Below are 26,360 nucleotides of genomic sequence, written 5' to 3'. Positions count from 1 at the left end.
GAGACACCCATGCAATTCACCCGCCTCGGCCGCTCGGGCCTCACCGTCTCGCGGCTGTGCCTCGGCTGCATGTCCTATGGCGACACCACCAAGGGCTGGCACGGCAACTGGGTGCTGGGGGAGGAAGCCGCGCGGCCGTTTTTCCGCGAGGCGCTGGAGGCGGGGATCAACTTCTTTGACACGGCCAACATCTACTCGGGTGGCACGTCCGAGGAGATCACCGGCAAGCTGCTCGAGGAAATGGCGCGGCGTGACGAGATCGTGGTCGCCACCAAGGCCTTCGGCGTGTGGCGCAACGCCCCCAATTGCGGCGCGCTGTCGAGGAAGGCGCTGATGCAGGCGATCGACGACAGCCTTGCGCGGCTCGGGATGGACTATGTCGACCTGTTCCAGATCCACCGCTGGGACGATGTCACCCCCATCGAGGAGACGATGGAGGCGCTCCACGACATCGTGAAGGCGGGCAAGGCGCGCTACATCGGCGCCTCGTCGATGTTCGCGTGGCAGTTCGCCAAGGCGCAGGAGACAGCGCGCGCCAATGGCTGGACGCGGTTTATTTCCATGCAGAACCAGCTCAATCTCCTCTACCGCGAGGAAGAGCGCGAGATGCTGCCGCTGTGCGCCGATCAGGGCGTGGGGGTGATCCCGTGGAGCCCGCTGGCGCGCGGACGGCTGACGCGGCCCTGGGGCGAGAGCACGGTGCGCAGCGACACCGACGTGGTCGGCAAGGCGCTCTACAAGGCGGAGGACGCGGCGGATCGCGCGGTGGTCGATGCGGTGCAGGCGCTCGCGGCGGCGCGGGGCGTGCCGATGGCAAGCGTCGGCCTTGCGTGGCATCTCGCCAAACCCGGGGTAACCGCTCCGATCATCGGCGCGACCAAGCCCGGGCACATCGCCGACGCTGTCCGCGCGCTCGACATCACCCTTTCGCCGGAAGAGATCGCCCCGCTCGAAGCGCCCTATCGCCCGAAGTTCCCGACCGGCATGGGCATGCCGATGCCTGCAATGGATCAGGTGAGCGTGACCGGCTGAGAGGAAATCCTGCGATTGTGACACACGCCTGAAATCCAGTCACAAACGCGTCACACACCTGCGCCAAGCCTCGGGGGAACACGGGGCACACGCAGCATATGGATGTCGTCAATATCTTCCTGACGAGCGAACTGGGCGAAGGCCTCGAGGACTTCGTTCACGATCAGCGGCGCTTTACCTTCGACCGCCTGGGCGCCGAGGGGCCGAAGCGGCTGGTCGAGGGGCCGATGTGGGCCTTCGTCGACTGGGTGATGCCCGATCTCGCCGGGCTCGAGATGTGCCGCCGCCTGCGCGCCGATCCGCGCACGGCCGAGGCCCATGTGACGATGGTGCTGGAGGAGGACGACCCCGAGGACCGCCGCCGCGCACTGAGGGCGGGGGCGGATGATTACGTCATCGGCCCGCTCACCCGCACCGCCGTGCTCGACCGGGTGCTGGCGCTGCAATCGCGCACCAGCGAGCGGCAGGCGACGCGGCGGCTGGAGCTTGGCGCGCTCACGATCGACATGGCCGCGCTCCAGGCGCGCTGGAACGAAGTCCCGGTGGTACTGCGCCCCAACGAATTCCGCCTGCTGCGCTTCCTCGCCGAGAACCCCAACCGCGTGCTGACGCGCGAGGATCTGATCGCCGGGCTCGGCAAGCGCGAACCCCCGATCGACGAGCGCACGGTCGACGTGTGGGTCGGGCGGCTGCGGCGCGCGATCAAGGCGGCGGGCGGCGGCAACCCGCTGCGCACCGTGCGTTCGCTGGGCTACGTCTTCGATCTCACCTGATCGCGTAACCGCCCCGCAGCGGGCCGATTGTTGCCCGTCTTGAAGAATCGCTGAAACTTTTTTCGCGCTGGCCTATGTCAGACGCGATAATGAGTCACATTCTTCTTCAGCAAAAACAATGATTTGACCCGTCAGATTACAAGAAAATTACAATGTTTCAGTTTTGTTGCATCGGCTGACCGAAAGCGTCATTCTCTCTCATGTTCCAGAGGGAGACCCGCCGATGCTTACCGCTTTCGCGCTTGTGCTGATGTCCGCCGCCGCCCCTGCCGAAGCTGCCGTTGCCGCAGCCGAGCCGCAGCTGGCCGCCGAAATTCTCGTTGCCGGCGAACCGTCCGAGGCGATCGCCAGGCTCGAGCGCGAGCTGGCCTTCGCGCCCTATGATCCGGCGATCCTGATCAATCTCGGCGTTGCCTATGCGCAGGCCGGTGACGAGGCCCGTTCGCGCGAGGCGTTCAAGGCCGCTGCGGCGGCTTCGGACAGCGTGCAGCTGGTGACTGCCAACGGCACCGAGATGGACTCGCGCTCGCTCGCCCGCCGCGGCCTCAGGATGCTCGAGAACGGAGATCTCGCCGCCAACACCGCCAATGCGCCCGCGCGCCTGACGCTCAGCCGCTGACAGCGTAGCCCGCAACGAAAAGGCGGCGCCTTCCGCGAGGAGGGCGCCGCCTTTCGTTTGCCTGTCGCCGGGCGATCAGAAGCGCAGCGTGGTCTCGATCCCGAAGGTGCGCGGCAGTGCGAAGTTGCCGTAATCGCCCAGGATATTCGACTTGTTGCCAACCACCAGCGCGTTGGGCACGCCCGAGATCTGCGTCACCTGCACGCTCGGCAGGCTGTTCGAGGGATCCCGGCGGAACAGGTACTGCTCGTCGAACAGGTTGCGCGCCCAGACGCTGATCTGGAGCCGCGCGCCGCTGTCGCCCATCGACAGGTCGGCAAGGCTGATGCGGCCGTTGACGATGAACGAGGCATCGGCCTTGTCGGCGAAGCTGTCGAAGGTCTGGGTCGCCTGGTTGTAGGCGGCATCGACGTGGAAGCGCAGTTCCGCGCCCGCGCCGCCGATCGGCAACTTGTAATCGACCGAGCCGCTCGCCGCGTTGCGCGGGGTGTAGACGATGTAGAACTTCTGCGGAACCACGGTGCGGTTGCCGGTCAGCGAACCGTCCGAACGGCGCTCTTCATACACCACGTCGATCAGCGGAATGTCGGTGTAGGTGTACGCGTAGCTGGCGTTGAAGGTCCAGCGGTCGGTCGGGCGCCAGGTCAGGTCGGCTTCGACGCCGCGGATCTTGGTGGTGCCGGGCGCGTTGATCGTGACGAGATTGTTGAAGTTGCCCGTCGCGGTCGGCTGGATCGTCGAGAGGTCGACCTGGCTGTCGGTGCGGTCCATGATGTAGCCCGCCACGTTGAAGCGCACGGTGCGGTCGAACAGGTCGGTCTTGAGGCCGATTTCGTAGGACTTCACCTCTTCCGGATCGAAGGCCTGGTAGTTCGAGGTGCGCGAGGATGCGCCGCCCGAGCGGTAGCCTTCGGCGAACTTGGCGTAGAGGTGGACGTCCGGGTTCACGTCATAGGCGACCGTGACCATCGGGTTGAAACGCTTCCACGTCTCGTCGAGCGGGGTGTAGCCGTTGCGGATCGCGGCGGCGGTGTTGGTGCGGTAGTTGATCCCGCGGCTGAACAGCAGTTCGCCTTCCTTCTTGTCGATGGTGTAACGGCCGCCCACGGTGATGTGCAGCGGATCGATCGGGGTCCATTCGACCTGGCCGTAAGCCGCATAGGAGCGCGAGCGGACCTGCGAGGCGCGGTCGATCGACTGGCAGCCCGGCTGCCAGCCGAACCCGTTCGAACCGATGCACGGATCGAGCACGACATAGTTGAAGCCGCTGGTCTGGCCGGCGGTGGTGTAGCCCTGGATCGCCATCGAGTTGGGGGTGGCGGCGGAGTCGCGCACGTTCTCGATGAAGTAGAACAGGCCCGCGACATAGTTGAAGTTGCCGACGCTGCCGACCGCCTGGAGCTCCTGGCTGAACTGGCGCTGGTAGAGCTCGGCGACCGAATAGCGGCTGAAGTTGCAAGCGCTGCCGGTGCAGCCCGGCGCGGGCAGGGGCACGCGGTGCGCGCCGCCGGCGTTGTCGTTCTGGATCGCGTCGACGCCGCGCCATGCGGTGATCGAGCGCAGCTGGATCTCGTCGGCGATGTCCCACTTGAAGTTGTTGGTGTAGCCGAAGGTCTTGTCGGTGCTGGCCGCCTGCGGCACGCCGATATCCGCGACGCGCTGGATGCGGTCGCCGACGATCTGCACGCCGGGGAGCACGGGGCGCAGGTTGCCCGAGGTGCCGGTGAAGGCCGTGCCCGGGGTGTTGCACGCCGGTGCGACCGAGATCGGCTGCGGGGCGGCATTGGTGCCGCCGCTGACGCAGCCGCGCGGGTTGTAGTTCAGCAGCTGGCTGTAGAACGGCGAGTTGCGGTCGGTCGCGTAGTCGAAGGCGAAATCGTTGGTGATGGTCGAGGTCGGCTGCCAGCGGACCGCGGCGCGCACGCCCTTGCGGTCATAGAAACCCCAGCCGACGGCGCCGACCAGCGGGTTTTCGGTGACCGCGCCCTGCTTGGCCATGATCCCGTCGAGCTTGATCGAGAAGCCGGCGATTTCGGGCAGGTCGATATGGGCCGAGATGTTGCTGGTGCCGAGGTTGCCGATGCCAGCGGTGATGCGGCCGCCGAATTCGCCCGAGGGGGCCTTCGAGACGAGGCTGAGCGCGCCGCCTTCGGTGTTGCGGCCGAACAGGGTGCCCTGCGGACCCTTGAGCACTTCGACGCGCTCGAGATCGAACAGGCCGGCGTTCATGCCGTGCTGGCGGCCGAGGTAGACGCCGTCGACATAGATGCCGACGCCCTGCTCGCGCGCGGGCTGGTTGGCGTCGAGCGGCACGATCCCGCGGATGCCGATGGTGAGCGCGGTCTGGCGCGATTCGAACGGCTGTACGCGAAGCGAGGGGACCGAACCGTCGGCGAGGTCGAGCAGCGAGAGGACGCGGCGTTCCTGGAGGTTCTGCGCGGTGACGACCGAGATCGAGACCGGGGTCTTCTGGAGGTTCGTCTCGCGCTTGGTTGCGGTGACGATGATGTCTTCGAGGCCGTAGGTGACGTCCGATTCGGCCGCGGCGTCATCCTGCGGCTGCGCGGCGGCATCCTGTGCGAAGGCGGGTGCGGCGGCGCCCATCAGGCAGGCGGCCAGCGCCAGTCGCGATACGTTGCTGATCATAAGGTTTCCCCTGTCACGGTTTCGTCGTTGGTGTTGGCGGGCCGCTAGAACCCCCCAGTGACAGGCGAGTGACCGCTTGGTGACAGTTTGGCGTCAGGTGCGAATTCGTGGTGGAGAAGTGCCTTTCGGCCACACCCGGGCGGCGAGATGGGCGGCTGCGGGGCTTTCCCGATGGCGAATCCGCGCCGCTTTTGACACATGCTCGAGGCTGTCACGGGTCGCTCATTTAGGTTAGACCCGCGTGGGCTTCAGGAGGGTCGAGGGATGATTCTCTCCGCGGCGTGCCGCCTTGTGATTGTTGCTGCCGCGCTGGCCGGACCGGTCGGGGCGCGCGCGGACGTGCTCGAAGTCGGGCCGGAGGGCGCGCACTGGGTGGCCGGGCCGCTGGCGGGGCAGCCTGTGGGGCAGTCCCCTGCCGCACCAACTGCTGCCGCGCCCGCCGCCGTGCCGGTGCTCGACGCGCAGTGGGGCGAAGCGCCGCCGGTTCCCGAATATGCCGTCGCCGATCCCGCGCGCCACGCGCAGGCCATCCCCCCGCGCTACGCCGCCAAGATCGCCGAGCTTTCGGTGCGCTACGACCTCTCCCCCGCGCTGATCGAGGCGGTGGTGTGGCAGGAAAGCCGCTGGAACGAGAACGCGGTCTCTCCCGTCGGCGCGCAGGGTCTTGCCCAGCTGATGCCGGGCACCGCGCGCTATCTCGGGGTCGACCCGTCCGATCCTTTCGCCAATCTCGAGGGCGGGGCGCGCTACCTGCGCGAACAGCTCGACCGCTTCGGCGGCGATCTCGAAAAGGCGCTGGCTGCCTACAACGCCGGACCGGGGCGGGTGGAACGATCGGGGGGTATCCCGAATATTCGCGAGACTCGGGAATATGTTGCCGCCATTATCGGCCGACTTTCCAATTATTCGCGCGTCGACGGCAGGTGAGCCCGGCCGTTTACCGCGTATTGACCATTGCTGACCACCACGAGTTCCATGATGCACAAGCTTTTGCGCCCAGACTTCCCGCTTTACCGCCGCGCCCTCGCCGCGCTGGCCTTCGCGCTCGCGCCGTCGGCCGCCTTCGCGCAGAACGCCGATCCGGCAGGCTCCGGCCCGATCAACAATGCGCTGCTGTGGCTCCAGGGCACGCTGCTCGGCACGGTGGCGACCACCGTCGCGGTGATGGCGGTGGCGGCGATCGGCTTCATGATGCTCACCGGCCGGATGAACTGGCGCTTCGGCGCGACTGTCATCATCGGCGTCTTCATCCTGTTCGGCGCGACCACCATCGTCGCCGGCATCCAGGCCGCGGCCGGCTGATGGCCGAGCTCGTCCGCCATCCCGTCCACCGCGCGCTGACCCGCCCGCAGATGTTCGCCGGCGTGACGATGAACTTCTTCATCATCAACATGATGGTGACGACGATCGCCTTCCTGATCCTCAAGAGCTTCTGGATCATCCCGGTGCCGCTGGTGATGCACGGCATCGGCTACTTCGCCTCGCTCAGGGAGCCGCGCATCTTCGACCTGTGGATCACCAAGGTCTCCAAGTGCCCGCGCGTCCCCAACTTCAAGCGCTGGGGGTGCAATTCCTATGCCCCGTAAATGGATCGGCGCCGCCGCCTGGAGCGCGAAGGAAGCCCGCGTCGGCGACCGCCTGCCCTATGCCCGCCTGATCGACGAGAGCACCGTGCTGCTGCGCGATGGCTCGGTGATGAGTGCGATCCAGGTGCCCGGCCTCCTGTTCGAGACCGAGGACAGTGACGCCCTCAACGCCCACGCCGCCACGCGCGAGGTGATGCTGCGGAGCACGCTCGATGCGCGCTTCGTGATGTACCACCACGTCATCCGCCGCCGGGTGGAGGTGGAGCTCGAGGCGGAATTCCCCGATCCCCTCTCGCGCCATATCGACGCGCGCTGGAAGCAGCGGCTGGCGGGCGGATCGCTGTTCATCAACGACCAGTTCGTCACCCTGATCCGCCGCCCCGCGCGCGGCAAGACGGGTCTGCCCGAGCGCCTGTCGAAGATGTTCTCCCGCGCCGGACAGGACGAGCCCGAGGCCGACCCGCGCGACCTGCGCAGCCTCAAGGCCGCGATCACCGGCCTTGTCGCCTCGCTCCAGCAATATGGCGCGGCGGTGCTGGGGGACTATCAGGCGCCCGGCAGCAGCGGCACCAATTCGGAAATGCTCGAGCTCCTGAGCGCGCTCTACAATGGCGAGATGCGCCCCGTGCGCCGCCCCTCTCCCGAAACCGACATCGGCCACATGCTCCCCTATCGCCGCGCCTCCTTCGGGCTCGACGCGATGGAGCTGCGCGGCAGCGCTGCCCCCGATTTCGCCGCGATCCTCGGCCTCAAGGACTACCCCGAGGCGACTTCGCCCGGCCTGCTCGACAATCTGCTGCGCCATCCCTTCGAGATGGTCGTCACCGAAAGCTATGCCCCCAACGAGCGCACCACCGCCAAGGAGCGGATCGACTTGGCGCTCAGGCGCTCGCGCTCGGTGGACGAGGAAGCCGCGGCCGAGCGGGCCGACATGCTCGCCGCGCGCGATGCGCTGGGGAACGGCGCGGTGGGCTTCGGTGACCACCACCTCACCGTGCTGGTGCGCGCGCCGACGCTCCCCGCATTGGACGATGCCGTCGCCGCCTGTGCCGCCGCACTCGCCGATACCGGCGCGATCGCGGTGCGCGAGGACACCAATCTCGAACCCGCCTTCTGGGCGCAATTCCCGGGGAACGAGGAATACATCGTCCGCCGCGCGCTGATCTCCTCGGCCAACATGGCAGGCTTCGGGTCTTTCCACGGCTTCGCGCTCGGGCAGGCGAGCGGCAACCACTGGGGCGATGCCGTGACCCTGCTGGAGACCACCAGCGCCACCCCGTTCTTCTTCAATTTCCACCACGGCGATCTCGGCAACTTTTCTGTGATTGGCCCGAGCGGGTCCGGGAAAACGGTCGTCATGAATTTTCTGGCCGCACAGGCGCAGAAGTTCAGGCCGCGCACCATCCTGTTCGACAAGGATCGCGGCGCGGAGTTGTTCATCCGCGGGATCGGCGGGCGCTACGACCGGATCAGCCCCGGCGCGCCGACCGGCTTCAACCCGCTCTCATTGTCCGATACCCCTGCCAACCGCGCCTTCCTGCGCGACTGGCTCGCCGTGCTGCTGAAGGCCGAAGGGCCGGAAGAATTCGCCACGATCAGCGCTGCGGTCGATGCGACCTATGCCAATGATCCTTCGCTGCGGCGCCTGCGGCACTTCAAGGAGCTGCTGGCGGGCAGCCGCCGCCCGACGCCGGGCGATCTGGCCGACCGGCTCGCTGCGTGGATCGGTGAAGGCGAGCACAGCTGGCTGTTCGACAACGCCCGCGACCTGCTCGATCTCGAAACCCGCGTGCTGGGCTTCGACATGACCGCGCTGCTCGAAAACCCGCGCCTGCGCACACCGACCATGATGTACCTGTTCCACCGCATCGACGAGCGGCTGGACGGGCAGCCGACCATGATCCTGATCGACGAGGGCTGGAAGGCGCTCGACGACGAGGTCTTCGCCGCGCGCATCCGCGACTGGCTCAAGACGCTGAGGAAGCGCAACGCGCTGGTGGGTTTTGCGACGCAATCCGCGCGCGATGCGCTCGACAGCCGCATCTCGACCGCGCTGGTCGAACAGACCGCGACGATGGTGTTCATGCCCAACAGCCGCGCGCGGGCAGAGGATTACTGCGACGGCTTCGGCCTCACCCCGCAGGAATTCGCGGTGATCCGCGCGCTGCCGGCGCATTCGCGCTGCTTCCTCGTGCGCCAGCCCGATGCGAGCGTGGTGGTCCGCCTCGACCTGTCGGGCGCGCCGGAGGTGCTGACGATCCTCTCGGGCCGCGAGAGCGCGGTGCGGCGGCTCGATCTGCTGCGCGAGGCGGTGGGCGATGCGCCTGCCGACTGGTATCCGCAGCTCACCGGCAGACCGTGGCCCGATGGGCCGGGTGACCCCGAGGAAGACAGCATGTGGCAGGCCGCCGAATGAGCGCGACCTGCGACTATGCCGCCCAGGCGATCGACAGCGGCGTCTCCGCAGCCCTGACCGCAGTCGACTGCATCGCCAGCGGCATGAGCGAGCAGGCCTTCAACCGCCTGTTCGGCACCGAGGGGCAGCTGACCCTCACGCTGACGCTGGTGCTGGTGATCTATGTCGCGGGCTTCGGCCTGTCGCTGATGCTGGGCCGCTCGAACCTCGGCGTGCGCGCGCTGATCCCGAAGATGATCACGCTCGGCCTCGTGGTCGGTTTCTCCACCAGCTACCTCGCCTTCTCGACCGTGTTCTACAACTTCTTCATCGGCGGGCCGGACCAGATCGCGGGCATCCTGACCGGATCGGGGGGCGAAAGCGCGACGGCGGTGTTCGCGCAGAAGCTCGATGTGGTGTTCCTCAGCGTGCAGCAGGCCAGCGGGGAGACGAAGGACATCAGCGCCTTCTCGCCGCCGGGGATGATGTGGATCGGGGCGATGCTGCTGTTGCTGGGCACCGTCGGCCTGCTGGTGACCGCGCGGATCGCGCTGGCGCTGCTGCTTGCGGTCGGGCCGATCTTCGTGGTGCTGGCGCTGTTCGAAGGCACGCGCGGGCTGTTCACCGGCTGGCTCAAGGGGCTGACGATGATGGCGCTGGCGCCGCTGTTCGCGGTGCTGGGCGGGTCGATCATGCTCGAACTTGCGGTGCCGGTGTTGCAAGCGCTCACCAAGGTACCCGGGCAGATCGACCAGCAGGCGGCGATGGCGTTCTTCCTCGTGGGGGCGGTGCACATGGCGCTGATGCTGATGGCGCTGAAGGTGGCGGGCACGATGGTCGCGGGCTGGCAGGTGTTCGGCCTCGTGCCGTCGCGCGGGCGGGAGCGTACGGGCGATGGCCCGCGGCCGGCTCCGGTGCCGCAGCCGGTGGCGCCGCCGGTCGTTCCGCGCAACGTCCCCCTGGCCGCGCTTGCCCCCGTCTCGACCCCCTCCAGACCCCTTCCAGACCCCCTCCAGACCCCGCTTGCGGCCAACGACACGGGGCTTGCCGGCCCTGTTTCACGTGAAACACGCGTGCTGCTGGCGGGCGGGGAGGGCGGATCGCTGGCGCCTCTGGGGTCCTCTGCCACCCGCACCCGCGGGATCGGCAACCGCTTCCGCACCGCCTCTGCCGGCAAGCCCGCTCCCGGCCCTGCCGCCCCCCCACCGGAGACCTACCGATGACCCGCGCCGTGCTCCTCGCCGCGCTCGCGCTGAGCCTCGCCGCGCCGCTTGTCGCGCAGGATAGTCGCTTGAAAACGCTCGTTTATAACGAGAACGCCGTGGTGCGGATCGAAGGCATGGTGAAAGTCCAGACCACCATCAAGTTCGGCCCCGACGAGGTGATCGAGAATGTCGCGATCGGGGATTCGGCGGCGTGGCAGGTGCAGCCCAACAAGGCACAGACGATCCTCTTCGTGAAGCCGCTCGATCCGGTCGCGCGCACCAACATGACGGTGGTGACCGACAAGCGCACCTATCTCTTCGATCTGGTGGCTTCTCCCAAGAATTCAGCGCTTTACGTGATGCAATTCCGCTATCCCGATCTCGAGAGGAAGGCCGAGGAAGCCCGTCTCGCCGCCGCAGCCGAGGCCGAGGCACAGGCCCGGCGGGTGGTCGAAGCGCCCGCGGAAAGCGGCTCGGCGACTGCAACCGCGAGCTATGTGGTCAGCGATCCGGCGCAGCTCAATTTCGCCTGGGCGAGCGCGGGCAAGCGCGACCTGTTCCCCGCGCGCGCCTACGACGATGGCGACACGCTGTACCTCAGCTGGCCGCAAGGCGTTGCAATTCCTGCGATTCTCGTGACCAATGCGGAAGGGCAGGAGGGCCCGGTCAACTACACTGTGCGCGGCGAGACCGTGGTGGTCGAGGGCGTTCCGGCGCGGGTGATCCTGCGCTCGGGCCGCGACACGGCGACACTTACCAACACCGGCCCGGCAAGGCCCGCCGCGCGGCAGGCGGGGCTCGACCGGGGCCAGCCCAAGAAGGAATCCAACTGATGCGACTGGCGATGCGTTTGCCGCCGAAGAAGGGCGAGGGCACAAGCGGCGGCGATCCGCGCGAGCGGGAATCGGCGGAAATCATCGACTTGGCGAGCCGCGCGGCCTTCCCGGCGGTGACCGATCGCAAGGCCAAAGGCGACGGGCTCCAGCTCGCCGCAGGGGTCGCGATTGTAGGACTGCTCGGCGCGGTGACGTTCTGGGCGATGAACGCCGCGCGCACGACGCCGCCGCAGGGGGTGGGCAATCCCGCGGTCACCGCACCAGCGGCAGCGCCCGTCGCGCTGCAACCCGTGACCGATCCGGCCCAGATACCCGCGCCCGCTGCGCCCGCCGCCCAGCCCGGCGTCGCCCCCGCGCCGATCTACGCGGTGAACCCGGCGATGATCCCCGGCGCGGCGATCAATCCCTACGCAAGCCCGCTCCTGCCCTTCGACGCGAGCACCTCGCGCAGCGTCCGCGCGGCCGAGGCGCCGGTTGGCGCGCCTCCCGGAATGCCGGTCGCCGAACCCGCCGGCACCGGCGGCGCTGCGGCCTTCGCGAGCCGCGTCGGCGGGGTCGGCGGGGCGCCCGCCAAGGCCCGTGCGATGGCCAATCCCTCGACCACCGTGACCGAGGGCACGCTGATCCCCGCGATCCTCGAGACCGCGATCAACACCGACGTCCCCGGCTATGTCCGCGCCGTGGTGAGCCAGGACGTGCGCAGCTTCGACGGCAAGCGCATCCTCATCCCGCGCTCCTCGCGCCTGATCGGTCAGTATCAGGCGGGCGTAGAGCAGGGCCAGCGCCGCGCCTATGTGATCTGGACGCGGCTGATCCGGCCCGATGGCGTCTCGGTCAGCCTCGCCTCGCCGGCGGTCGGTTTCGACGGGACGACGGGGCTGGAGGGCGACGTCAACACCCACTTCTTCCAGCGCTTCGGATCGGGGCTGCTGCTCTCGGTCGTCGGCGGGCTCAGCGCGGTTGCCACCGGCGGGATCGGCGGCGGATTGGTCGGCGCGGGCGCGCAGGGGGCGGCCAATTCGGCGGTGCAGTCGAACGGGCAGATCAGCCCGACGATCACCGTGCCGATGGGCGAGCCGATCCGTGTCTTCACCGCGCGCGATCTCGATTTCACCGCGGTCGGCTGAGGCTCGTGAGCGCCGACATCCACCGGCTGGCGGCTGACGAGGAGGACGCTCCCGCGCCGCCCGCGGCCGAGCGCAGCGTCTATCTCGACGCCTATCTCGCGCCCTTCCGCCGCTGGCTCGAGCGCGACACCGTGACCGAGATCATGGTCAACCGCCCGGGCGAGGTGTGGATCGAGGACGCCGCACAGCCGGGAATGCGGCGCATCGCAACGCCCGAGATCGACGACCGGCTGGTCCAGCGCCTCGCCGAACAGGTGGCGCGGGTCTCGCATCAGGGCATCAACCGCGAGCATCCGCTGCTCGGCGCGACCCTGCCTGATGGCGCGCGGGTGCAGTTCTGCGGGCCGCCCGCAGCGCGCAAGCACTGGGTGATGGCGATCCGCCGCCACCGCCGGCTCGACCTGCCGCTTGATGCCTATGACGCAGGGCCGCTCGCGGGCGAGGCGCACGTCGCCATGCCCGATCCGCAGAGCGCGCCGATTGCCTATCTGCGCGCCGCGATCGCCAAGCGGCGCACGATCCTGATCTCCGGCGGCACCAGCACCGGCAAGACCACCTTCCTCAACGCCATGCTCGGCGAAATCCCGCCCGAGGAACGCGTGGTGCTGGTCGAGGATACCCCCGAGCTCAAATTCCCCGGCGCCAATGCGGTCGGTCTGGTCGCGGTCAAGGGCGAGCTAGGGGAGGCCAAGGTCACCGCCAACGAACTCCTGCAAGCCGCGCTCCGCCTGCGCCCCGACCGCATCGTGCTCGGCGAATTGCGGGGCAGCGAGAGCGTCAGCTTCCTGCGCGCGATCAACACCGGGCACCCGGGCAGCTTCTCGACGATCCACGCCAACTCCCTAAGAGGCGCGCTCGAACAGCTGGCGCTCATGGTAATGCAGACCGGCATCGGCCTCACCCGCGCCGACACCATCGCCTATGCCGCGAGCGTGATCGACGTGATCGTCCAGCTGGGCCGCGACGCGACCGGCAAGCGCGGGATCACGGCCATCGCGGAGAGCCGGGATCTGGTTTGAGGGTCCTGCCTGACATTGGTGTGACAACGCCGGCTTCCTGATTTACACCGCCCGTTCAAGTGAACATGGCGCGGCATGCCCAGCGCCCGGAACAGGAAAGCGATGTCTACGTCACCGACCCACCGCCACGATACGTCCGCTCCGGCGGGAGCGGTGCAGATGGCGACCCTCGCCCCTGACGAATCGCCCTATTTCAACCGCGAGCTTTCGTGGCTCCAGTTCAACCAGCGCGTTCTGGCCGAGGCCTGCAATGCGGCCTATCCGCTGCTCGAACGCCTGAGGTTCCTGTCGATCTCGGGCAGCAATCTCGACGAGTTCATGATGATCCGCGTCGCCGGCCTCGTGGGGCAGGTGCAGCGCGGGCTCGACACCCCCTCGATCGACGGGCGGAGCCCCACCCAGCAACTGGCTGCGATCCGCGAGAAGCTCGCGGACCTGTCGCAGCAGCAGCAGGCGATCTGGCGCGAACTGCGCGCGGGACTGTCCGAGGCCGATATCCACGTGGCCGACGAGGAGCGCGTCAGCCCCGCCGCGCACAAGTGGCTCAAGCGCTACTTCCTCAACGAGATTCTGCCGATCATCACCCCGCAGGCGCTCGATCCGGCGCACCCCTTTCCCTTCGTGCAGAACGAAGGCCTCGGCCTGCTCTTCACCCTGACCCGCAACGCCACCGGCGAACAGCTGATCGAGATGGTGCTGATCCCCAGCGCGCTCCCCCGCTTTGTGCGCGTCCCCGATGAGGTGACCAGCGCGGATGGCGGCAAGGGCGGGGCGCTCTACATCTCGATCGCGCGGCTGATCCAGCGCTATGCCGGAGAGCTGTTCCCCGGCTTCACCATCCAGGGCGACGGGCTGTTCCGCGTGCTGCGCGACAGCGATATCGAGATTGCCGAAGAGGCCGAAGACCTCGTGCGCACCTTCCGCAGCGCGATCCAGCGACGGCGGCGCGGCCAGGTGATCCAGCTCGAGATCGACGAGGATTTCGACCCCGCAGCCGAGGCCCTGCTGCTCGACCAGCTCGGCATCAACGAGGCGGCGCTGATCAAGACCGACGGGATGATCGGGGTCGATGGCCTTGCCGAAATCGTCCGCGAAGACCGGCCCGACCTCAAGTTCGACGCCTATTCCCCGCGCTTTCCCGAGCGTATCCGCGAGCATGACGGGGACGCCTTCTCCGCCATCCGCGAGAAGGACATCATCGTCCACCACCCCTACGAAAGCTTCGAGGTGGTCGTCGATTTCATCCGTCAGGCCGCCGCCGATCCCGAAGTGGTGGCGATCAAGCAGACGCTCTACCGCGCGGGCTCGCAGTCGGCCGTCGTCGGCGCGCTGATCGAGGCGGCCGAGGCGGGCAAGTCGGTCACCGCGGTGGTGGAGTTGAAGGCGCGCTTCGACGAGGAGCAGAACCTCCAGTGGGCGAGCAAGCTCGAACGCGCCGGGGTCCAGGTGATCTACGGCTTCACCGACTGGAAGACCCACGCCAAGGTCGCGATGGTGGTGCGGCGCGAGAACGACAGCTTCCGCACCTATTGCCACCTCGGCACCGGCAACTACCACCCCGTCACGGCGCGGGTGTACACCGACCTCAGCTTCTTCACTGCCGATCCCAAGCTGGGCCGCGATGTGGCGAAGATGTTCAACTTCGTCACCGGCTATGTCGAACCCCACGCGCTCGAACGGATGCACATCGCGCCGATCGACCTGCGCGAGGAAATCTACGCGCGGATCGATACCGAGATCGCGCACGCGCAGGAGGGCAAGCCCGCCGCGATCTGGATGAAGTGCAACCAGCTGACCGACGAGGGCGTGATCGACCGGCTCTACGCCGCAAGTCAGGCGGGCGTGCAGGTGGAGCTGGTGGTGCGCGGCATCTGCTGCCTCAGGCCCGGCATCGCGGGGCTGTCAGAGAACATCCGCGTCAAATCCGTCATTGGCCGCTTCCTCGAGCACAGCCGTATCTATGCTTTCGCCAACGGCCACCCGCTGCCGAGCGCCCATGCGGCGGTGTTCATCGCCTCTGCCGACATGATGAGCCGCAACCTCGATCGCCGGGTCGAGACGCTGATCCCGATCCTCAACCGCACGGTGCACGATCAGGTGCTCCAGCAGGTGCTGCTCGCCAACATGCTCGACAGCGAGCAGAGCTGGTGGCTGCATCCCGACGGCAGCTATTCGCGGGTCGAGGTGGAGGAGGGCAAGGCCTTCAACTGCCACCGCTACTTCATGACCAACCCTTCGCTTTCGGGCCGCGGCGGCGCGCTGGAGGCGGGTGCGGTGCCCAAGCTCTCGCTGCGCCGGGGGGCGGTGGCATGATCTGGGGCAGACGGCGGCGCGAAAGCCGCGAGGGGTCGCTCGGCAACCCCAATGGCGAGCGCGCGATCATCGACATCGGGTCGAACACCGTGCGTCTGGTGGTCTATGGCGGCACCATGCGCGCACCCACGGTGGTGCTTAACGAGAAGGTGACCGCCAAGCTCGGACGCGAGATCGCGGCGACCGGACGGCTCGCCGACGAGGCGATGGCGATGGCGCTGCGCGGCCTCAAGCGCTTCGTGCTGCTGCTCGCTGACCTCGGGATCAAGGACATCGAGACCGTAGCAACCGCCGCGGTGCGCGATGCCGCCAACGGCCCCGAATTCGCCGAACAGCTGCGCGCGATCGGGCTCAGCCCGCGGGTGATTTCGGGCGAGGAAGAGGCGCTGCTCAGCGCCCACGGCGTGATCGGGGCCTTTCCTGATGCGCGCGGGATCGTCGCCGACCTTGGCGGGGGGAGCCTCGAACTGGTGCGGGTGGCTGACGGGCGGACCGACAGCGCCAGCACCCTGCCGCTCGGCACGCTGCGCCTGCCCGACCACCGCGGGAAAAACAGGGGCGATATGCGCAAGTCGCTCGACAAGGTGATCCGCAAGGGCGGCTGGGACCTGTCCGGCCGTGCGCCTGCCGAGAACGGCGCGCTCTATCTCGTCGGCGGCACATGGCGGGCGATGGCGGTCTACGCGATGGCCGCGCAGGCCTATCCGCTGAGCGATCCGCACGGCTTCACCCTCGATGCTGCCGCCGCGCAGGCGCTCGCCGTGACGCTGGCGGGAAGCGAGAGCGACGTGCTCAAGAGCCGCGAGCGGATTTCCTCGATGCGTGCCGAGAAGCTCCCCGATGCCGCCGTGCTGCTTCAGGCGCTGCTGGCGCGGCTGGCGCCGGAGAAGGTGGTGTTCTCCTCATGGGGCCTGCGCGAGGGGCTGCTCTACGACCGACTGCCCGATCACACCAAGGCGCAGGATCCGCTGCTCGCGGGCGTCGCGGTGTTCGCATCTGGGCGCGGGACGGCGCCGACGCTGGCGACGCGGATGGCGGCCTGGACGCTCGACGCCGCGCCCGCCCGCGCGCATGGTTCCGAGCGGCTGCGGCTGGCGGCGACCATGCTCGCGCTCGCGGCGATGCAGATCGAGCCCAACATCCGCCTGCCGCAGGCAATCAACTGGGCGCTGCACAAGCGCTGGATCGGGGTCGACGGGAAGGGCCGCGCGATGCTCGCCGCGGCGATCGCTGCCAACGGCAACCAGCAGGCGCTCCCGCCCGAGGTGCGCGCGCTCGCCAGCGAGGACGCGATCGAGGAAGCGGTGCGCTGGGGCCTCGCCCTGCGCCTCGCCCGCCGGCTGGGCGCGCAGTCGCCGCGCTCGCTCGAGGCAAGCCGCCTGAGGGTCGAGGGGGGCACACTGGTGCTCGAACTCGCCAAGAGCCACGAGGCGCTGTTCGGCGCGCCAACCGAGAAGGACATGAAGCTGCTCGCCGGCCGGCTGGGCCTTGGCTGGCGGGTCGATGTGGTGCCGGAGATCGTGCTCTAGGCGCGCTTTTCCTCGCTGCCGAAGGGCGAGAAGTTGGTGTCGATGTCGAACAGGTCGACGCCTTCGGCCTTCTTGAGGCGGTTCACCACCACATAGGTCACCGGCGTCAGCACCGCTTCCCACGTCACCTTCAGCGCCCAGTTGGTGACCATCACTGTCAGCACCGCGTCGGTCGTCCAGATGCCGTAGAAGGCGACCGGGTAGAAGATCAGGCTGTCGACCGCCTGGCCGAACACGGTCGAGCCGATGGTGCGGGTCCACAGCATCCGCCCCTTGGTCCAGACCTTCATCTTGGCGAGCACGAAGGAATTGACGAACTCGCCTGCCCAGAAGGCGGTGATCGAGGCGACCACGATGCGCCAGGTGCTGCCGAACACGCTTTCATAGGTGCTCTGGCAGATCGCCCCGCCGGGGATCGCGGCATTGGCGGTGGAGGTGAGCGGACGCTCACCGCCGAAGCCGGTCGCGGCGCATTCCCACCCGTCGAACGGGGGCAGGGCGGTGACGACATAGGACATGAATGCAAGGAACAGCATCGCCGCCGTCCCCACCCAGATCACGCGCCGCGCGCGGGCGAAGCCGTAGATTTCGGTCAGCACGTCGCCGATGACGTAGCCCAGCGGGAAGAACAGGATTCCTGCGCCATAGATGAAGGTGCCATCGGGCGCGGGCCACATCCCTTCGGGCCAGAACGGCACATCGACATAGGTAAGCTTGGCCGCGCCGATGATGTTCGACAGCAGCAGGATAGTGACGAAGCCCGCCATCACCAGATCGTAGAAGCGGAAGGTCACCGGCGCGCGAGCCGTGGCGACGATCCCGTCGGTGGGATCGCGGTCGAAAGCTGCGGCAGGATCGAGGGCGGGATCGGTCGAAGCGGTGTTTTCCATCGCCGGCACGGTTAGCGCGTTTCCCTTGGCCCGCAAAGCGCGCTATTGGCGGTGCCGCGTGCGCGCCCGTAGCTCATCTGGATAGAGCGCGAGACTTCTAATCTTGAGGCAGCAGGTTCGAGTCCTGCCGGGCGCGCCACTACGCTCAGGGGGGACATGGTGGACGGCTTCTGGTCATGGTCGCTGATCGCGGTGGTGCCGGTGCTTCTGGCGGCGATGATCGCGGGGCACGAGACGGGGATGCGCCTGCACGGGCGGCTGCGGGCCGGCGAAGACGAGGGCGTCAGCAGCGACGAGGGCTTCATCCTGTCGGGCGTGCTCGGATTGCTGGCACTGCTGATGGGCTTCTCCTTCTCGATGGCGCTGAACCGTCTGGAAGACCGCCGCGACCTGATGCTGAGCGAGACCAGCGCGGTCGGCTATCTCGCGATGCTGGCCGAGGGGCTTCCGCCCGAACAGGCGGGTGCGCTCAAGGCTGATCTGAAACGCTACGCCGCCGCGCGGCTGACGGCGGCCGAGCTTCCCGATGGTCCCGAGCGGTTGAAGGCAGAACAGCAGGCGGCCGATCTGCGCGCGCCCGTCGCAGCGGGCGTCCGCGCCGTGCTGCGGCAGGGCACATCGGGCCCGCACGCCGTGGCGCTGGCAGCGGCTTACGATACGCTGGAGGATACCGCCGTGCGGCGTCAGGCGCTTACCCAGGCGCATTTGCCCGCGCGGGTGCTGTGGCTGCTTGCTGCCTATGCGGTCATATCGGCGGCGATGCTCGGCTATGCGCTCGCCGGATCGCGCGCGCGGCACCGCGTCGCCTCGACCACGCTCTACCTGCTGATTGCGCTCGCTTTCGGCGTGATCCTCGATCTCGACCGCCCGCGCGCCGGGGCCATCGTGGTCGATCAGACGCCGTTCGAACAGACGGTGCAGTCGCTCGGCAGGTGAGGGCGGCGCGCAGGGGACAAGCCCTCGCGCGCCGCCACGCCTTCACATCATCAGAACGCGTAGCTCAGACGCGCATAGAGGAACCGTCCGTTGAAGCCGAAAGGCGAGAAGGACGAGTAGGGCAGGAAGTAGTTGTTGACCGACAGGTTCGCCGGCTGGCCGGTCAGCGGATCGGTCGCCCGGCCGGTGGGGTTCACCGTCGGATACTGGTCGAAGACGTTGTTCGCGCCGACCGCCAGCTCCAGACCCTCGGCGATCCCGCCTTCGGGGCGCAGGCGGAATTCGATGTCGGTGATCCAGCGCGGGGCGAGCAGCAGGTCGTTGATCGGCGTCGCGCCGGGCGAGAAGACCTCGCCAAAGCGGTTGGTGCGCACCGTGGCGCTCAGCCAGTTCCACTCCCAGTCCGCGCCGAGGTTGATGCGGTCACGCGGCTGGCCGCGCTCGATGCGCAGGGATTCGAGCCGCCCGAACAGGTCGATCCCCGGCACCTGTGCGAGGCTGCCCGGCGTGGTGCGGCGCGCGGTGATGTCGACATCGTTCCAGTTGTAGCCCGCCGTCAGCGAGAGCGAGCCGAGGTCGCCGAGGCCGGTGCGGTAGGTCGCGATGGCATCGAAGCCGCGGGTGCGGGTGTCGATCCCGTTGAAGAAGAACCGCGCCGCCGAGATGCTGGTGAAGCCCGCGTCATTGAGGATCTGCGCGATCCCGCGGCCCGGGTTCGATCCGTTGGGCACGCCGGCCGCGTCGCGGTTGGCGGTGAGGTTGTCGGTCAGCACGATGCGGTCGTCGATGTCGATCTGGTAGTAATCGAAAGTGACGTCGAGCCCGTCGACCATATCGAACACCGCGCCTGCCGACCACGAGACCGATTTCTCGGCCTTGAGCGGGGTTGCGCCGAGCGCCACGGCGACCGGGTTGTTGACCGGCAGGGTCACCGCATCGACCAGCACACCGCCGATGTTGTTGGTGGCGGCCGCGGCGAAGAACTGCTGCTGGAGCGAGGGTGCCCGGAAACCGGTCGACACCGCTCCGCGCAGGGCAAAGCCGTCGATGATCTCGAGGCGGCTCGCGATCTTGCCGTTCAGGGTCGAGCCGAAATCGGTGTAATCCTCGAAACGGCCCGCAGCCTGGATGTTCCAGCCCGCGGTGATGTCGGCATCGATTTCGGCATAGAGCGAGACGTTCTCGCGGCTGTTGGGGATGGTCACGTCGACCCCGCCGATGCGCGGCTGGAAGCCGGGGAAGACCTGGCTGCCCGGCGCGGCGAAGGCGGTTGCGGCCTGTCCGGTGATGAAGGAATTGTTGGTCCCCACCCGCACCGGCCCGGCGCGGTAGCTGTCGGGCTCGCCCGCCGTGAGCTGGTATTCCTCGCGCCGCCACTCGGCCCCGAAGGACACCGTCAGCGCTTCGATCCCGCCGATCTCGATGTCGCGGCTGATGTCGAGATTGCTCATCAGCTGGCTGTAGGCGATGCCGCCCGCGTCGAATTCGGTCGGGCTGGCCGCGCCGAGCGAGGCGTTGAGCGTGTCGGTGATGAAGAAATCGGTGTCGTTCTGGCCGTAGGACATCGAAAGGTCCCAGTTCCAGCCGCCGAAGTCGCCTTCGAGCCCGCCGACGATGGCGAAGTCCTTGGTGTCGGTGTTGATCAGCGGCAGGAAGCCGTCGGGGTAGATCGCCAGCACGTTGCGGTTGTCGGCGGCGCGGCGGTAGAAGCCGGCGGATTCCGCGTCGCGCGTGCCGTAGCTGCCGAAAGCGTAGAAGCTCACCTGATCATCGAGCGGCACACCCATGTTGACGACGATGTTGAGGTCTTCGGTCTTCGGGTCGCCGTAACGGTGGTTGCGACGGTCGAAGGCGAGCTCGCGCGCATCGAGAGCGCCGCTTTGCGCGTAATTACGCCGCGGATCGTAGCCTGCGCGGTTGGTGTCATTGCGGTCGCGGTATTCGGCGGTGATGTTGATGAAGCCCTCAGGGCCAAGCGGCAGGCCGATGTTGCCGCCCACCGTCAGCACCCCGCCATCGGTCACCTTGAGATCGCGGCCGGTGTTGTTGAGCTGGAGCACGCCGTCGGCGGTCAGGGTCGGGGTCTGGCCTGCGGTCCCGTTGACGCCGGTGACTTCCTTCACGCCTTCGAGCCGGGTGTTGAACCCGCCGTAGTTGACGAAGAACCGCCCGCCCTTGCGCGCATCGTTGAGCTGGAAGTTGATCACCCCGGCAATCGCGTCAGAGCCGTATTGCGCCGCCGCGCCATCGCGCAGCACTTCGACGCGGCCGATGGCGGAGGAGGGGATCTGGTTGAGATCGACGGCGGTCGACCCGCGCCCGACCGAACCGTTGAGGTTGAGCAGCGCCGCCACGTGACGGCGCTTGCCGTTGATCAGCACCAGCGTCTGGTCGGGCCCGAGACCGCGCAGCGTGGCCGGACGGATCGCGTCGGTGCCATCGGTGATCGAGGGCTGGGGGAAGTTCAGCGAGGGCACGAGATCGCGCAGCAGGCGGGCGGTTTCGACCAGGCCCGATGCGCGCAGCTGTTCGGCGGGAATGACGTCGATCGGCACCGGGCTGTCGGCGACGGTACGATTGGCGCGGCGGGTGCCGGTGACGATCAGCACTTCGCCGCTGTCGACGTAATCATCGGCCACTTCGGTCGCGCTGTCCTGCGGGGCGACGGCGGCGGGCTGCTCGCTCTCGGCAGCCTCGGCGTTTTCGCCAGCATGGGCAGGAGCGGCCAGCGACAGCAGCGCCGCGCCGAGCGCCAGCGATGAAGCGGATTGGAGGTTGGTGGTGAAATTTCGCATGGTTGAACCCCTATTATTGTTCTTCGAGCATGAGAGGGCTTCCCGCCGGGCGCGACCCCGCACGGCAAGCTTGCACCCGATCCTCCTGCGCAGGCCTCCCTCCCGAGGCGTCCGCTTTGATGGACCGATATATCGTGTCGCGCGCAGGTCCGGACCCTGCCGGAGCGGGCCATTCCCTTGCGCATCCTGTTTCAGCTGAGCGCGACCCGTGCGCCATGCTGGCGCTGCAAATCTTGCGCGAAGGGTTCAGGGGGTCAATGTCAAATGCGCAAAAACAATCGCAAGGCGCATACATCTTGCGCCCTGTATTGAATTTGCAACAGTGCCCGCGCGCCGCGTGCCGGTCAGCCGCGCATGGTGCCGTCGGGGTTCAGCGCCACGCTCCGCCCGCTGGCCGCCGCGGCGTAGATCGCCTCCATCAGCCGCAGATCGCGCAGGCCCATCTCGCCCGGAGTGAGGACAGGCGTGCCCTCGCGGATCGCGGCCGCAAGGTGATCGAGCATCGCGGCGAACTGCACTTCGGGATCGCCCGGCTCCAGCGGGCGGGCGGTGCCTCCGGTCTCCAGAACCAGCGCGTTGGGGCCATAGCCCGTCGCCGGCTGCATCCGCAGCGCGCCATGGGTGCCCCGCGCCTCGACCATGTTGATCCCTGCCGAATCATAGGAGGTGACGATCTGCGCTACCGTGCCGCTCGGGAAGTGCATCTGCACCGCCACATGGGCAAAAACCTCGGAAAAGCGCGGGTCGCCTTCGGGCCGGAAGGTCGAGGCGCTGAGGCGGTCCGGCATCTCGCCCGACAGGTAGAGCGCGGCCTGGAGCCCGTAGATGCCGTAATCCTCGAGCGGGCCGCCGCCGGTCTGCGCACGGGCGATGCGCCAGTTGGTCGCGGGCGTTGCCGGGCCGAGGCGGTAGGAATGCTCGGTGCGGATCAGCCGCAGGTCGCCCAGCGCGCGCGTTCTGGTCAACTCCATCGCGGCGCGGTTGTAGGGCTCGAAATGGCAGCGGTAGCCGACCATCAGCTTCTTGCCCGCGCGCTCGCTCGCGGCGATCATCCGCGCGCACTCGGCCGCCGAAAGCGCCATCGGCTTTTCGCACATCACGTGCTTGCCGGCGGCAAAGGCGCGTTCGGCCCACTCTGCGTGAAGGCCGGTGGGCAGGATGATGTAGACCGCCTCCACCTCGCGGTTGGCGGCGATGTCGGCGAAGTTCTCGTAGGAATAGCGTGCCTCTGCCGGCACCCCGTAAGCCTCGCCCACGCGGGCGAGCTTTTCGGGGTTGCCCGAAACCAGCGCGGCGATGTGGCAACGCTGCGACTGGGCGAAGCGCGGCATGATCTGCTTGAGGGCATAGTCGCCGAGCCCGATGATCGCATAACCGACGCTGCCCGGACGCGGGGCGGGCGGGGCTGAGGAGGGCAGCGTGACACCATCGGGCAAGGGCTGACCCTGCGCCGCCGGGGCCGGACCCTGCGCCAGCGCACCGCTCGACGCCATGGCTGCGGCAGCCACGGTGCCCGCCTCGATCACCTGCCGTCTCGTCATGCCGCGCTCTCCCATCGCACCTTACGCCTCGTAAGCCCCGTCCACCCGGCGCAGCACCGCGCTCGGCCCGTCGAGCAGCACCTTGGGGAGCAGCGCGGCGGGGATGTCCTGATAGCTCACGGGACGCAGAAAACGGTCGATCGCGAGCGTGCCGACCGAGGTGCTGCGCCCGTCCGAAGTCGCTGGGAAGGGGCCGCCATGCACCATCGCGTGGGTCACTTCGACGCCCGTCGGCCATGCATTGGCGATGATCCGCCCGGCCAGACCTTCGAGGATCGGCATCAGGGCGCGGGCCGCATTGTAATCGGCGGGCGCCATGTGGAGCGTGGCGGTGAGCTGGCCTTCCATCCCTTCTAGGATCGCAGCAAGCTCGTCCATGTCGGCGCAGGTGACGATGATCGAGGAGGGGCCGAACACCTCGTGGCCGAACGCGGGATTGGCGCGGAAATCCGCGCCGCTGACGGTGAAGACATGCGCCCGCCCGCAGGCAGCGGAACCGTCGGCGCCGGTGCCGACCAGCGTGGCGCCCTGTCCGGCGATGGTTTCGATGCCCTTGGCATAGGCGCTCCGGATGCCGGCGGTGAGCATGGTCTGTGCGGGCACGCTTTCGAGCGCGGCGGCAGCGGCGGCGATAAAGCGCTGCGTTGCCTCGCCCCCAAGCGCCAGCAGGATGCCCGGATTGGTGCAGAACTGCCCCGCACCCAGCGAAAGCGATTCGACATAGGCGGCACCCAGCGCCTCTGCGGCTTCCTCGAGACGGGCGGGCATCAGCACCACCGGATTGACGCTGCTCATCTCGGCATAGACCGGAATCGGCACGGGCCGCGCGGCGGCGTGGCCCATCAGCGCGATCCCGCCTGCGCGCGATCCGGTGAAGCCGACGGCGGTGATGCGCGGATCCTTGACCAGCGCCTCGCCCAGCGCATTCTCGGTGCCGTTCACGAGGCTGAACACGCCTTCGGGCAGCCCGCTCTCGCGGATCGCTGCGAGGATCGCGCCCGCGACCAGCTCGGAGGTGCCGGGGTGGGCGGGATGGCCCTTCACCACCACGCAGCATCCCGCCGCGAGCGCCGAGGCGGTGTCGCCGCCCGCGACAGAGAAGGCGAGCGGGAAGTTTGAGGCGCCGAACACCGCGACCGGACCGAGCGGCACCTTGCGCATGCGCAGGTCCGGCTTGGGAAGCGGCGCGCGGTCGGGGATGGCGTGATCGATCCGCAGGCCCTGCCAGCCACCGTTCTCGACCTCCTCGGCAAAGAGGCGCAACTGGCCCACGGTGCGCCCGCGCTCGCCATTGAGGCGTGCTTCGGGCAGGCCGCTTTCAAGCATCGCGCGCTGCGTGAGGGTTTCGCCCAGCGCATCGATCTTCGCGGCGACGAGGCGCAGGAAGGCGGCACGTTCCGTGTGCGGCAGGGCGGCATAGGCGGGTTGCGCTGCGGCAGCGGCGGCGCAGGCATCGGCGATGTCCGCTGCCGTCCCTTGCGCGAAAGCCGGCTCCAGCGCCGCGCCGGTCGCGGCCTCATACGCCGTGAAGTGCGCCGCACCCGTGCGCCATGCGCCCGCTACCAGATTGCTGCCCGTCAACATTGCCACTCTCCCGAACGTTCCGAATCTCTCTGTGAAAACGCGGCTTGCCATAGCGCGATTTTCAGTGAAAGGTAGCGCTACCATAAATGGCGTGGGTTGCAACACACCAGCCGGGGAGAGGGATCTTGGATACCAAAGGGGCAGGCGCCAACATGGCGCTGATTTCCGCAATCGTGGCCGTGGCGACGATCGGCGGCTTGTTGTTCGGTTATGACAGCGGTGCGGTGAACGGGACGCAGGCGGGCCTGAAGGAGGCCTTCGCGCTCGACGATGCGGGGCTGGGCTTCACGGTCGGCTCGCTGCTGATCGGGTGCGCGGCGGGGGCGTTCCTTGCCGGACGGCTCGCCGACGCGCTGGGCCGCAAGCGGGTGATGGTCGTCGCCGCGCTGCTGTTCCTGATCGGAGCGATCGTGCAGGGCGAGACCGCCAGCCACACGCTGTTCGTGATCGCGCGATTTGCGGGCGGCATGGCGGTGGGCGCGGCCTCGGTGCTGTCGCCGCTCTATATCTCCGAGGTGGCCCCGGCCAAGATCCGCGGACGGCTGACGACGGTGCAGCAGGTGATGATCATCACCGGGCTGACGGCGGCCTTCCTCGTCAACTATTTCCTCGCGCAGGCAGCGGGCGATTCGCTCGGCGAGGTTGGCGGGATGCCCGCGTGGCGCTGGATGTACCTCGCGCAGGCGGCCCCGGCAGCGGTGTTCCTGGTGGCGCTGCTCTTCATTCCGGAGAGCCCGCGCTACCTCGTCAACCGCGGCCGCGACGACGAGGCGCGCGGCGTGCTGACCCGCCTGTTCGGGGCCGAAGAGGCGACACGCAAGGTGGGCGAGATCCGCGCCTCCTTCGCCGAAGACCATCGCCCGAGCCTCAAGGACGTGATGGCGCCGGGCACGATCTTCCGCCCGATCGTCTGGGCGGGGATCCTGCTGGCGACCTTCCAGCAGTTCGTCGGCATCAACGTGATCTTCTACTACGGCGAGACGCTGTGGCGGCTCGCGGGGGTCTCGGAGGAAGTCGCGCTGGAGCGCAACATCATCTCCGGCCTCGCCTCGATCGCGGCCGTATTCGCGGCGCTGGTGCTGATCGACCGGATCGGGAGAAAGCCGCTGCTGTTGATCGGCTCGGCCGGCATGGCGGCGACCCTGGGCGCGATGACCTGGGCCTTCTCGGGCGCGGGCACCGATGCGGCGGGCAACCTTTCGCTGAGCGAGAGCGCCGGCTGGATCGCGCTGGTTGCGGCCAACCTCTACGTCATCTTCTTCAACTTCAGCTGGGGCCCGGTGATGTGGGTGATGCTGGGCGAGATGTTCCCCAACCAGATGCGCGGCTCGGCCCTCGCGGTGGCGGGGCTGGCGCAGTGGGGCGCGAACTATGCCGTGGTGCAGACCTTCCCCGGTATGGCGAGCGGCCTTGGCCTGGCGCCCACCTACCTGTTCTACACAATCAGTGCCGCGATCAGCTTCGTCCTCGTCCAGAAATTCATCGTCGAGACGAAGGGCAAGGAGCTGGAGGAGATGGTCGGCTAGGCCGCAGG

At 68.1% G+C, this 26,360-nt stretch carries 20 protein-coding genes and 1 tRNA gene; 16 read left to right on the top strand and 5 right to left on the bottom strand.

The features are described 5' to 3' along the window. Positions 1-9: 9 nt before the first annotated feature. The 3 genes from BZF57_RS08175 (at position 10) to BZF57_RS08165 (ending at position 2,424) form a co-directional block, all read left to right on the top strand. Complete coding sequence (locus BZF57_RS08175; protein ID WP_086736606.1) at positions 10-1,032, top strand: aldo/keto reductase; 1,023 nt, start codon at positions 10-12, stop codon at positions 1,030-1,032. Positions 1,033-1,130: 98 nt separating this feature from the next. Next, positions 1,131-1,805 carry a response regulator transcription factor gene (locus BZF57_RS08170; RefSeq protein ID WP_086736604.1) on the top strand — a complete coding sequence of 225 codons (675 nt, stop codon included), beginning with the start codon at positions 1,131-1,133 and terminating at the stop codon, positions 1,803-1,805. 223 nt (positions 1,806-2,028) lie between these two features. Further along, positions 2,029-2,424: a hypothetical protein gene (locus BZF57_RS08165; RefSeq protein ID WP_086736602.1), complete on the top strand. Its 396-nt coding sequence runs from the start codon at positions 2,029-2,031 to the stop codon at positions 2,422-2,424. A gap of 75 nt (positions 2,425-2,499) precedes the next feature. Here the strand turns inward: BZF57_RS08165 and BZF57_RS08160 are convergent, their stop codons facing one another. After that, positions 2,500-5,070 (bottom strand): TonB-dependent receptor, encoded by a 2,571-nt coding sequence (locus BZF57_RS08160; RefSeq protein ID WP_086736600.1) that lies wholly within the window; start codon positions 5,068-5,070, stop codon positions 2,500-2,502. A gap of 264 nt (positions 5,071-5,334) precedes the next feature. On the opposite strand from BZF57_RS08160, the gene BZF57_RS08155 reads away from it, so the two are divergent. From BZF57_RS08155 to BZF57_RS08110, 10 genes are all read left to right on the top strand, one after another. Then, a complete protein-coding gene (locus BZF57_RS08155; protein WP_086736598.1) occupies positions 5,335-5,997 on the top strand; it encodes a lytic transglycosylase domain-containing protein in 663 nt (220 codons plus the stop codon). Positions 5,998-6,045: 48 nt separating this feature from the next. Next, entirely contained in the window at positions 6,046-6,372 is a 327-nt protein-coding gene (locus BZF57_RS08150) for a TrbC/VirB2 family type IV secretion system protein (RefSeq protein WP_240505896.1), read from the top strand. After that, positions 6,372-6,656 carry a VirB3 family type IV secretion system protein gene (locus BZF57_RS08145; protein WP_086736596.1) on the top strand — a complete coding sequence of 95 codons (285 nt, stop codon included), beginning with the start codon at positions 6,372-6,374 and terminating at the stop codon, positions 6,654-6,656. Before BZF57_RS08150 ends, BZF57_RS08145 begins: the two co-directional genes overlap by 1 nt. Further along, on the top strand, positions 6,646-9,072 hold the full coding sequence (locus tag BZF57_RS08140; RefSeq protein WP_086736595.1) for a VirB4 family type IV secretion/conjugal transfer ATPase: 2,427 nt from the start codon (positions 6,646-6,648) through the stop codon (positions 9,070-9,072). The genes BZF57_RS08145 and BZF57_RS08140 overlap by 11 nt, the downstream gene beginning before the upstream one ends. Then, entirely contained in the window at positions 9,054-10,274 is a 1,221-nt protein-coding gene (locus BZF57_RS08135) for a TrbL/VirB6 family protein (RefSeq protein WP_338029870.1), read from the top strand. Before BZF57_RS08140 ends, BZF57_RS08135 begins: the two co-directional genes overlap by 19 nt. Then, complete coding sequence (locus tag BZF57_RS08130) at positions 10,271-11,089, top strand: TrbG/VirB9 family P-type conjugative transfer protein (RefSeq protein ID WP_086736591.1); 819 nt, start codon at positions 10,271-10,273, stop codon at positions 11,087-11,089. The genes BZF57_RS08135 and BZF57_RS08130 overlap by 4 nt, the downstream gene beginning before the upstream one ends. Then, positions 11,089-12,219, top strand: coding sequence for a TrbI/VirB10 family protein (locus BZF57_RS08125; RefSeq protein WP_240505895.1), 1,131 nt, complete (start codon positions 11,089-11,091; stop codon positions 12,217-12,219). The genes BZF57_RS08130 and BZF57_RS08125 overlap by 1 nt, the downstream gene beginning before the upstream one ends. 5 nt (positions 12,220-12,224) lie before the next feature. After that, positions 12,225-13,238, top strand: a complete 1,014-nt coding sequence (gene virB11 / locus BZF57_RS08120) for a P-type DNA transfer ATPase VirB11 (protein WP_143738418.1) — start codon at positions 12,225-12,227, stop codon at positions 13,236-13,238. 159 nt (positions 13,239-13,397) lie between these two features. Further along, complete coding sequence (locus BZF57_RS08115) at positions 13,398-15,551, top strand: RNA degradosome polyphosphate kinase (protein WP_086736589.1); 2,154 nt, start codon at positions 13,398-13,400, stop codon at positions 15,549-15,551. Next, the gene (locus tag BZF57_RS08110; protein WP_086736587.1) at positions 15,548-17,080 is read left to right on the top strand and encodes a Ppx/GppA phosphatase family protein; all 1,533 of its coding nucleotides are present in this window, start codon (positions 15,548-15,550) and stop codon (positions 17,078-17,080) included. Before BZF57_RS08115 ends, BZF57_RS08110 begins: the two co-directional genes overlap by 4 nt. On the opposite strand, the gene BZF57_RS08105 is transcribed toward BZF57_RS08110, so the two are convergent. Next, positions 17,077-17,970, bottom strand: coding sequence for a queuosine precursor transporter (locus BZF57_RS08105; protein ID WP_086736585.1), 894 nt, complete (start codon positions 17,968-17,970; stop codon positions 17,077-17,079). The two genes, BZF57_RS08110 and BZF57_RS08105, sit on opposite strands and share 4 nt — an antisense overlap. A 62-nt stretch (positions 17,971-18,032) precedes the next feature. Between BZF57_RS08105 and BZF57_RS08100 the strand changes: the two genes are divergently transcribed. Both BZF57_RS08100 and BZF57_RS08095 read left to right on the top strand, forming a co-directional pair. Further along, positions 18,033-18,109: transfer RNA gene (locus BZF57_RS08100), tRNA-Arg, on the top strand. A 17-nt stretch (positions 18,110-18,126) separates the two neighbouring features. Next, positions 18,127-18,906, top strand: coding sequence for a bestrophin-like domain (locus BZF57_RS08095; protein WP_086736583.1), 780 nt, complete (start codon positions 18,127-18,129; stop codon positions 18,904-18,906). A 50-nt stretch (positions 18,907-18,956) separates the two neighbouring features. On the opposite strand, the gene BZF57_RS08090 is transcribed toward BZF57_RS08095, so the two are convergent. The 3 genes from BZF57_RS08090 to BZF57_RS08080 form a co-directional block, all read right to left on the bottom strand. Beyond that, positions 18,957-21,701 (bottom strand): TonB-dependent receptor plug domain-containing protein, encoded by a 2,745-nt coding sequence (locus BZF57_RS08090; protein WP_086736581.1) that lies wholly within the window; start codon positions 21,699-21,701, stop codon positions 18,957-18,959. Positions 21,702-22,045: 344 nt separating this feature from the next. Further along, the gene (locus BZF57_RS08085; RefSeq protein ID WP_240505894.1) at positions 22,046-23,242 is read right to left on the bottom strand and encodes a Gfo/Idh/MocA family protein; all 1,197 of its coding nucleotides are present in this window, start codon (positions 23,240-23,242) and stop codon (positions 22,046-22,048) included. Positions 23,243-23,263: 21 nt separating this feature from the next. After that, a complete protein-coding gene (locus tag BZF57_RS08080; RefSeq protein WP_086736577.1) occupies positions 23,264-24,826 on the bottom strand; it encodes an aldehyde dehydrogenase (NADP(+)) in 1,563 nt (520 codons plus the stop codon). A 125-nt stretch (positions 24,827-24,951) separates the two neighbouring features. Between BZF57_RS08080 and BZF57_RS08075 the strand changes: the two genes are divergently transcribed. Continuing rightward, on the top strand, positions 24,952-26,352 hold the full coding sequence (locus tag BZF57_RS08075; protein WP_276206606.1) for a sugar porter family MFS transporter: 1,401 nt from the start codon (positions 24,952-24,954) through the stop codon (positions 26,350-26,352). The last annotated feature ends 8 nt before the right edge of the window (positions 26,353-26,360 follow it).

This window comes from Erythrobacter colymbi, assembly GCF_002155685.1.
GTDB lineage: Bacteria > Pseudomonadota > Alphaproteobacteria > Sphingomonadales > Sphingomonadaceae > Erythrobacter > Erythrobacter colymbi.
The sequence above is the reverse complement of the archived record's forward strand: the minus strand, read 5'-3'. Positions and strand labels throughout refer to the sequence as shown.